7 protein-coding genes and 1 tRNA gene are annotated in these 9,368 nt (G+C 70.9%); 3 read left to right on the top strand and 5 right to left on the bottom strand.

What is annotated here, in order from left to right:
- Window positions 1–917 (bottom strand): NADH:flavin oxidoreductase/NADH oxidase (locus tag IJH84_RS15115; RefSeq protein WP_295145539.1); only part of this gene is annotated, 917 nt, incomplete at its 3' end.
- Window positions 918–1,330: 413 nt separating this feature from the next.
- On the opposite strand from IJH84_RS15115, the gene IJH84_RS15110 reads away from it, so the two are divergent.
- Entirely contained in the window at window positions 1,331–3,139 is a 1,809-nt protein-coding gene (locus tag IJH84_RS15110) for an ABC transporter ATP-binding protein (RefSeq protein WP_295145537.1), read from the top strand.
- 7 nt (window positions 3,140–3,146) lie between these two features.
- Here the strand turns inward: IJH84_RS15110 and IJH84_RS15105 are convergent, their stop codons facing one another.
- A complete protein-coding gene (locus tag IJH84_RS15105; RefSeq protein ID WP_295145535.1) occupies window positions 3,147–4,991 on the bottom strand; it encodes a prolyl oligopeptidase family serine peptidase in 1,845 nt (614 codons plus the stop codon).
- Window positions 4,992–5,179: 188 nt separating this feature from the next.
- Between IJH84_RS15105 and IJH84_RS15100 the strand changes: the two genes are divergently transcribed.
- Both IJH84_RS15100 and IJH84_RS15095 read left to right on the top strand, forming a co-directional pair.
- Window positions 5,180–6,196, top strand: a complete 1,017-nt coding sequence (locus IJH84_RS15100) for a hypothetical protein (protein WP_295145533.1) — start codon at window positions 5,180–5,182, stop codon at window positions 6,194–6,196.
- 594 nt (window positions 6,197–6,790) lie between these two features.
- Entirely contained in the window at window positions 6,791–7,723 is a 933-nt protein-coding gene (locus IJH84_RS15095) for a hypothetical protein (protein WP_295145531.1), read from the top strand.
- A 121-nt stretch (window positions 7,724–7,844) separates the two neighbouring features.
- Here the strand turns inward: IJH84_RS15095 and IJH84_RS15090 are convergent.
- The 3 genes from IJH84_RS15090 to IJH84_RS15080 form a co-directional block, all read right to left on the bottom strand.
- Window positions 7,845–7,918 (bottom strand) — tRNA-Pro (locus IJH84_RS15090).
- 51 nt (window positions 7,919–7,969) lie between these two features.
- Complete coding sequence (locus tag IJH84_RS15085) at window positions 7,970–8,911, bottom strand: metallophosphoesterase (RefSeq protein WP_200068679.1); 942 nt, start codon at window positions 8,909–8,911, stop codon at window positions 7,970–7,972.
- Between the two features lie 128 nt (window positions 8,912–9,039).
- On the bottom strand, window positions 9,040–9,368 hold a 329-nt coding region (locus IJH84_RS15080; protein WP_295145529.1), incomplete at its 5' end, for a siderophore-interacting protein.

The following is a 9,368-nucleotide window of genomic DNA, read 5'->3' as shown; positions in this document are numbered from 1 at the left end:
GCCTGCTCCGGCGAGGTGCTCAGGCCGACCGCGCCGGTCGGCACTCCGGCCTCCGCGCGGACCTGGCGGGCGAACCGGACCTGGTAACCCGCACCGACGGGAATCCGGGCGTCCGGCACCGCGCCGCCGGTCGAGGCGTCGACGAGGTCCACACCCCGCTCGGCCAGCAGTTTCGCCAGCCGCACCGAATCGTCGCCGGTCCAGCCGCCGTCCACCCAGTCGGTCGCGGAGATCCGCACCAGCAGCGGCCGCTCCTGCGGCCACACCGCGCGCACCGCGTCCACGATCTCCAGCGGCGCCCGCACCCGGCCGGCGAAGTCGCCGCCGTAGCGGTCGGTGCGGTCGTTGATCAGCGGTGAGTAGAACTGATGCGCCAGGTAGCCGTGCGCGAAGTGCAGCTCCACCGCGTCGAACCCGGCGGCTTCGGCGCGGCGGGCGGAGGCGGCGAACTGCTCGGGCAGCGCCGCGACCTCCGCCTCGGTCAACGCCCGCGGAGCGGCCAGCTCGCCGAAGGCGGCGTCGGTGGAGCTGATCGTGCGCCAGCCGCCCGCTGATTCGGGAACGCTCGCGCCGCCGTCCCACGGAGCCTCCGTGGAAGCTTTGCGTCCCGCGTGCGCGAGCTGGACGGCGGCCGTCGAGCCCTGCTGGTGCAGGAAGTCGGTGATCCGCCGCCACGCGGTGGCCTGCTCGTCGTTCCACAACCCGGCGTCGGCGGGGCTGATCCGGCCTTCCGGCGCGACCGCGCTGGCCTCGGCCATGACCAGGCCCGCACCGCCGGTGGCGAACTGGCCGAGGTGGACGAAGTGCCAATCGCCGGGCACGCCGTCGATCGCGGAGTACTGGCACATGGGCGAGACCCACACCCGGTTGGGGATGGCGACATCGCGCAGCTTCAGCGGCTCGAACAGGTGACTCATATTTCGCAACAACCCGGCTGCGCAGGGGTTTATTCCTGTTGTACGGCAGCTCACAGCGGCTGGGAACTTCCTCGTAGAACGGTGTGCGCCCGCTGGGAAATCGGCAGCCCGGCCGGACGCGGGAATTCGTCCAGGAGCTTCCCAGCGGATTTCCGGATATTTTCCGTCGAATCCGTTCCGAAATGCTCGGTAGGTTGATTCCAGTCGGCGCCGAAACGGCCCGGCCAAATGTGATTCGATTCGACCAGGAGGTCGCAAATGGGTTTCCCCGTTCCGGTCCCAGGCAAGCCGCGCCCGCCCAAGCCGCCGAAGCCCCCGAAGCCGGAGCCGGGCCGGCCGCCGCACAAGTGAGTTGATCCTCGGCGGGCCGGTCGGTTCAGCACCGGCCCGCCGGGGCAGCGGGAAGGACCGAGATGAGCGCTGCGCCGGGAATTCGCGAGGTTTTCGCCCGCTTCCGGCCGTTCCTGCGCCCGGAGCGCGGTGGCCTGCTGGTCGCTGCGGTGCTGCTGGTGATCTCCGCGCTGGCCGACACCGCGGGCATCTGGATGTTCATGCTGATCACCGACGACGCGCTGGCGACCGGCAGGTTGGCGGAGTTCTGGGCGCCGGGCCTGTCCTGGCTGGCGATCGCGGCGGTCGGCGCAGCGGCCTCCTTCGGCGGCTCCTACTTTTCCGCGCGGGCGGCCGAACGTTTCCTGGTGCGGTTGCGCGCGCACGTCTTCGCGCATTTGCAGCGGCTTTCCCCGGATTTCTTCGCGCGCAGCAAACTGGGCGATCTGGTCTCGCGGCTCTCCGGGGACGTGGAGGCGGTGGAACGGCTCGTCGCATCCGGCATGGTCGAGACCGTCACCGCGATGTTCAGCGTGGTCCTCTACGCGGGCGCCGCGCTGTACCTGCGCTGGGACCTGGCGCTGCTTTCGTTCGCACTCGCGCCGGTTTTCTGGCTGGTGGCGCGTAGCTTCGCGAACCGGATCAGGTCGGCGTCGCGGGACGAGCGGGCGGGCAACGGCGAGCTGAGCACGGTAGTCGAAGAAGGACTCGGGCACATCGAGCTGGTGCAGGCCGCGAACCAGCAGCCGCGCAAATCCGCCGAGCTGCACGCCGCCTCGATGCGCTGGTTCCGCGCGAAGATCACCGAGGCGCGGCTGTCCGCGCTGTACCCGCCGCTGGTCACGATGGTCGAGACGGGGTGCGTGCTGCTGGTGATCGGCGTCGGCGTGTGGGAGATCTCGGCGCAGCGCATCAGCATCGGCGGCCTGATGGCGTTCGCCGCCTACATCGGCTACCTGTACCCGCCGCTGCAGGACCTCGGCCGGATCACCATGGCGGTGACCGCCGCGCGCGCCGGTTCGGAGCGGTTGATCGAGCTCATGGACGCGCAACCGGCGGTGGCCGACGCGCCCAGCGGTGTGTCGTTGCCGCCGCGGCGCCCCGCGGGGCGGGCGATCGAGTTCGACCGGGTCGGTTTCGGCTACCCGGGCGCGGGCCGGGCTGCGCTTCGCGACTTCCGGCTGCACGTTCGGCCGGGAGAGTTCGTGCTGGTCACCGGCCCCAGCGGAGCCGGGAAATCGACGCTGGCGAGGCTGCTGCTGCGGTTCTACGACCCGGTCGCGGGCCGGGTGCTGCTGGACGGCGTGGAATTGCCCCGGCTCCCGCGGCACGAGGGTCGCGACCAGCTCGCCTCCGTGCCGCAGGCCGCCGACGTGCTGCACGGAACGGTCGCGGACAACATCGCGTTCGCCGCGCCAGGGGCGTCTCGGGCCGACGTCGTCGCAGCGGCTCAGGAAGCCGACGCCGACGAGTTCGTCCGGGCCTTGCCGGACGGCTACGACACGGTGCTCGGCGAGCGCGGAGCGCTGCTTTCCGGCGGCCAGCGCAGACGGATCGCCATCGCCCGCGCCGTGCTGCGCCGTGCTCCAGTGCTGGTGCTGGACGAACCGACCAACGGACTGGACCAGGAGTCCAAGCGCAACGTCCTCGCCCCGCTGCGGCGGCTCGCCCGCACCCGCACGACCTTGCTGATCAGCCACGATCCTGATCTCGCCGAACTGGCCGACCGGATCGTGCGGCTGCGCGGGCAAGGCACGAACGCTGCCGGCAACGCGCCGGTTCAGCAGGAGCCGACGGCATCGGCTGCCGGTCCCGACGACACCCCCACGGTCCGGCTCCGCCCGCCGTGGCCTGCGGGGCTCACCGATCCGCTGCACGCGCGGCACCGGTGAAGTCCGATCAAGCCAGCCCGACGGCCCGCTGCGCGAAGTGGATCTCCGCGGAAACCTGGCGCAGCGTCTCGGCCACCACCAGCGAACCGTGCCCGGCGTCGTAGCGGTAGAACTCGAACGGCACCTGCCGCGCGGACAGCCGGTCCAGGTAGTTCAGGATCTGCCGGAGCGGACAGCGCGGGTCGTTGTCCCCGGCCAGCACCAGCACCGGCGCGCGGACCTCGTCGACGTAGGTCAGCGGCGAGCAGTCCCGGTACACCGCGGGGACCTCCTCCGGCGAGCCGCCGAACAACGCGCGGTCGTAGGCGCGCAACGGCTCCATCTCATCGGCGTAGGCCGAGACGTAGTCCGCCACCGGCACCCCGGCCACGCCGCCCGCCCACCGCTGCGGTTGCGTGCCCAGCGCCAGCAACGTCAGGTAGCCGCCCCACGAAGCCCCGGCGACCACGCTCAATGCGGGCGTGGTGAGCCCTTCCGCGACGGCCCAGTCGTGCACCCGGGCGACGTCGGCCAGCTCGGTCAGCCCCGGACGGCCCTCGATCGCGTCCCGCCAAGCCGAGCCGTAACCGGTCGAACCCCGGTAGTTGATCTCCACCACGGCGAAGCCCGCGTCCAGCCACGCCGCCCGGTACGACGAGAACCGGTCCTCGTCGGCCGCGTGCGGCCCACCGTGCAGGTTGAACACCGTGGGCAACGGCTCGTCCCCGGAGTTTTCCGGGCGGGATACCAGCGCGTGCACGGTCTCGTTCGGCCCGTACGGCACTTCCACGAACACGTCGCCGACCGGCTGCGAACCGGGCGCCCGCTCCCCGGGAGGCGTCAGCAGCACGCGGTCCTCGCCGTCCGCGGTCAGCGTGCGCACCAGCCCCGGCGTCGCGGCCGACGACCACGAGTACTCCACCGACCGGTCCGGTCGCACCGAGGCGTTGCCGACCGTCCCGGCCGGGGTCGACAGGTCGGTCAGCTCGCCAGAAGCCAGGTCGTAGCGGTGCATCGTGGTGCGCGCCCGATGGGTGTGCGCGACCAGCAGCGCCGAACCGTCCGGGTACCAGTCCGCGGAGACCTCACCGGGCAGTCCGAGGTCGAGCTCCTGCTCGGTGTCCGCGAGCACGTCCCAGATCAGCAGCTCTTCGCGGCCGTGCCGCTCGTGCAGCACCAGCAGCCGCGGATCCCCGCTCACCGGCGCGAAGTCCAGCGCGTCCAGGCCCTTGCCCGGCCCGTCGTACTTCTCGGCGACGGTCGCCGCGTCGGACACCCGCAGCACCCGCAGCGCCGGGTGCCTGCTGTCGCCGTGCTCCGAGTGCGACAGCACCAGCAGCGACTCGTCCCAGGACAGCGCGGAAAGACCGCCGTCCTGCTCGTGCTCGTAGACGACTTCCGGGCTCGCGCCGTGCTTCGACACCCAGATCGTGACGCCGTCGTCGGTGGACATCCCGATCCCGGTCACGGTCGGCCCGAGCGCCAGCCCGGCCGGGTAGCCGGCGTGCGTGCCCGGCACCGCCTCGGCCGGCTTCTCGCCGCCGTAGGTGAAGTCCTCGCTGACCCACTTGCCGAACTCGTCGCCGTCGGTGTCGTCGAACCACCACACCCGCGTCCCGTCCGCGGACAAGGTGCCGTGGAAGGTGCCGTTCGGCCGGTCGGTGACCTGCCGGTGTTCGCCGGAGTCCCGGTCCCAGGCGTAGAGCTCCCAGGTTCCGCTGCTGTTGGAGACGTACAGGCTGCGCGCCGGGGCGTCGCGCGCCCAGTCCGGCAGGGACACGCGCGGCGCGCTGAACCGCGCCCGCCAGCGCCGCTCCAGCTCGGCGTCGTCGAACAGCTCTTCCGGGATCTTCGCGTCAGGGTAGGTGCTCACCCCACCGATCCTGCCCGATCCGTCCGACAGGTCGCCGCCCCCAGGGGCGCGGATCGCCGTCGGCGGAATCCGCGGCGTACCCGGTGAAGGGTTTCCCGACGCAGCTCGCCCGCGCCGCGGCAGCGGGCGACTTCGGCTCGGCGCTCATCGTCCACTTCAGGTCCGTGCAACAACACGAGGGAGCTGCATTGGTCTCCAAAGCAACGACTCTGCCCAGGCTGGTCGCGTTGGGCGGCGTGCTCGCCGGGTCGGTCGCGCTGGCACCGGTGCCCGCGGTCGCCGAGCCGCAGGCCGCCGCGCCCACCGAGTGCCGGATCCACGAATTGCCGATGCCGCCCGGCGCGACCAAGGGAAACGTCAGCGGCGGTAGCCCGGACGGCAGAACACTGGTCGGCACGGTCGAGGGCACGCCGTCCGACCTGGTCCACGTCGTGTGGCGGGACGGCGAGATCCTGGAAACGCCCGGGAACCTGCCGGACCGGCTGGAAGACGTGAACTCCGACGGCGTCGCGGTGGGCGGGATCTTCGACGAGTACGGCGAACGCCGTCCGTACGTCTACCGCGACGGCGAGGTCCGCGTGCTGCCCGGCCACGTGACGCCGCGCGGCATCAACGACACCGGGCAGATCGTCGGGTTCCGCAGCGACGCAGCGGGCGAGATCCCGGTCAGCTGGGCACCCGGCTCCGACCAGCCCGTCGACCTGCCCGGACCGCCTGGCGTCGCCGAGGACGTCGCCGCGGACGGCACGGCGGTCGGCACGGTCGCGGGCGAGACTCCGGGCGCCCCGACCAACGGCTTCGTCTGGCGGCCGGACGGCACCTCCGCGGCGCTGCCGCGGCCCGAAGGCATCCCCGCGAACGAGCACTTGGAGGCCCACCAGATCAACGGCCCGTGGGTGATCGGTTCCGGCAGCAGCGGCGAGATCCGCTGGAACCTGGACACCGGCACGGCCGAGGTCATCCCGAACACGATCTTCGACTCGGGGGCGATCAACGAACAGGGCTGGGTCGCCGCGGCCAGGCGGGACAGCGAGGGCAGGGCGGCAACGGCAACCCTGTTCGCCGATGGACAGCAGGTTCCGCTGCCGGGGATCAACAACTGGGATCTCTCCGCGAGCTCGATCAGTCCGGACGGCAGCGTGATTGGCGGCACCGCGTTGCTCTCGCGCGGGCCGTCCAAGCCGGTGTCCTGGACCTGCTCCTGACAGCTGTCCGAGCAGTGGCCGTTACCGGACGACCGCGTTCCACCGTGGTCTCCGAGGCGGGGAGCCGATCATCGAGAACGGCTCCCCGCCTTCTCCCTGCGGAATCCTGGAACAGGAGACGGCCTGGTCAGAACTTCTCGCGGAATTTGCCAGCCGTGCGCTGATGTTGATCTCGGAGCGTTGTCCCAACGCTCCCAAGGTCGAACCTGCATGACCGCAAGCGCACCGGGCGCCCGCAGCCACTCGACCATCACCGCCCTCCGGCTCGCGAACCGGACATCCCCAGCCCAGTCCAGGCCACCCACCAAACCCCTGACGCAACGTTGACGCCGAACCTCCAAACCTGAGCACGCCGTCGACGCGCGTTCGTCGGCACGGAGCAGCGCACCGGAACTCACGTCCCCCGTTCGGCAGCGGGCATCGGCACACCGGGTCAGCGCCTACCACCGTCCGAACGCATCGGACGACCCGCACGGACAAGCGCAAGACCAGCATCGCGACGCAGCGAGTTTCGCTGGACCAGCGGTAGATCAAGACCACGCTGCCGGGAAGCATGCGTTTTCAGCGGCTCTTCTTCCGTGCCCTGGAGTAAAATTGACGCATCCGTCCAACTGTGAACGTGCCGATGGCGACACCTGCGTGTGCCAGTGCGGAGGCTCCCAGCACGGCTGGCCCGGCGCCATCTCGCTGATCCGTCGATCTCCCGATGCCCTTGACGAATTTCGGCAACGAGCCGACCGCCACTGGGTCGCTGCTGAAGACCACGCCGCTGCAGGGAAGAACCGGTCCCGATCGACGATGAACCACAAGCGTGCTGCGGTGAATACCGCACGCGATCACGTGCTCCGGGCACTCCGCGATGAACTGCACGCCACCACGAATTCCGTTGGAGAGCAGGAGGAACCTCCGCACGCCCCCGCAGAGCCTCCATCGAGTTCGGCTCCGCATGATGCAACGGTCGATGCCACGACTCGGGAACGAGAGGACAACACCAACCGGAAGCTCGCGACCGCCCGCACCGATGTGGATCGGGTAGAAGCAGTGGGCGAGCTGCTCGGCCAGGTCCTTGCCCAGGTTGAGCGGGAGATCGGACCGCTGGGCGTCGACACTCGCACGGCGATGGCGGATCACTTCTGGTGTGAACTGCTCGTGCAGCTCGTCGTCGTGATCGAGGAGGCGAAGCGCGCCTGGGACGCGGTTCCGCAGGTGGTGGGAAAGCGGCTCGACAAGGTGGTAAATGCGAGCGGGCGCAAAATTCCCACCAAGGTCGTCACCGCGTGCACGAAGCAGCTCTGGAAACGCCTCACCGAAGCACTCGGCCTCGGCGGGATCGAGCAAGCCGCCACGCTGCTGCCCGCGCTGCGGACGCTCGCGGTCCTGTTGTGCAAATCCCCGGCCCGCCATCCGGCGGTCGTGCAGCACTGCCTGGACCCGCTCAAGGCACTGCTGCTCGATAAGGCGAAGCAGCGGTTGAAGCAGGCGTTCAGCGAGAACCTGCTCCCCGAGATCCGCGCCCAACTCGGCTAGCGCCAGAACGAGCAGGGCCACGTACTGGCGGAGTCGCCGCGCCCGGTGCAAGACGCGGTCCGGACATGAGAAAGGGCCTGGCCGGAACTCCTTGCGGAGTCCTGACCAGGCCCTTTACTTGTCGGGGTGGCGGGATTTGAACCCACGACCTCTTCGACCCGAACGAAGCGCGCTCCCAACCTGCGCCACACCCCGATCTTCCGGCGGTGGACTTATCGGGTCCCTGTCCGACCGCCGCGAAAAAGTCTAGCGGATGTTCGTGCGCGCTCCGGAAGGGGGGCTGCCGACCGCGGCCGCCGACTCGGCCGACCCGGCGCGCGAACGCGGGACCAGCGTCAACAGCGTCGCCTCCGGCGGGCAGGCGAAGCGCACCGGCGCGTACGGCGAGGTGCCCAGCCCGGCCGAGACGTGCAGGTGCATCCGCTCGCCCCACGTCGATGCGCCGCGCGCCCGCGCGCGGTCCAGCTCGCAGTTGGTGACCAGCGCGCCGTAGCCCGGCAGCCGCAGCTGGCCGCCGTGGGTGTGCCCGGCCAGCACGAGGTCGTAGTCGTCGTCGGCGAACGCGTCCAGCACCCGCGGCTCGGGCGAGTGCGTCAGGCCCAGCCGCAGGTGGGCGTCGTGCGCGGGCGCGCCCGCGATCTTCGAGTACTTGTCCCGCTTGAGGTGCGGGTCGTCGAGCCCGGCGACGTGGATGCGCACTCCGTTGACCTCCAGGTCGCTCCAACGGTGCGTCACGTCGAGCCAGCCGCGCTCGGTCATCGCCGCGCGCAGATCCCGCCACGGCAGCGGGTCGCCGTGGATGCGCTTGGTCTTCGCCGACGGCAGCAGGTAGCGCGCGGGGTTCTTCGGCTTCGGCCCGTAGTAGTCGTTGCTGCCGAACACGAACAGGCCCGGCCGGTCCAGCAGCGAGCCCAGTGCGCGCAGCGCGGCGGGCACCGCCTGCGGGTGCGCCAGGTTGTCGCCGGTGTTGACGACCAGGTCTGGGGCGAGTTCGTCCAGCGCGGCCACCCAACGCTGCTTGGAGCGCTGGTTCGGCAGCATGTGCAGGTCGGAGATGTGCAGCACGCGTAGTTCGGGGGCGCCTTCGGCCAGCACGGGAATCTCCGCGCGCCGTAGCGTCCAGTGGCTGCGTTCCACACCGGCGGCGTATCCGAAGGTGGCGGCACCGACCGCGCCACCGGCGAGCATGATCCGACCCAACTTGTTCACGCCATCCAGCCTACGGCCGGTGGCAGGCCCGCGACGCCCGGGATGGGCCGCGCCGCCAACCGCCCTTTCCGGCGCTGTGACCAGGTAAATCGACGTCCCGTCGAGGGTCAGGGCCCGGCGGCGTCCAGCCGCCAGTACGCCAGCGCGTAAACCCGGCGCCGGTCCAGCCCGAGCACGTCCTGGCAGTGCTCGCGGATGCGCTGCACGGCCGTGGATTCTGCACCGGCCCACACGTCCGGGCGCGGCCCCAGGTCCGCCGCGCGAACCGCGTCTTCGAGCAGCGTGCTCCGCCCGGCCGCGACGCCTTCGCGGTGCAGCCAGGTCCACGAGACGTCCGCTTCGGTCCGCACTTGCTGTTCTTCGGCGGCGTCGGCGACTTCGGCGAACACCTGAACGCGGGCCTGCGGGGGCAGCTCGCCGACCATCGCCAGCATGG

It is taken from the genome of Saccharopolyspora sp. (genome assembly GCF_017434145.1).
GTDB classification, from domain to species: domain Bacteria; phylum Actinomycetota; class Actinomycetes; order Mycobacteriales; family Pseudonocardiaceae; genus Saccharopolyspora_C; species Saccharopolyspora_C galaxeae.
Note: the sequence above shows the minus strand (reverse complement) of the source record. Positions and strands in the feature narration are given on the sequence as shown.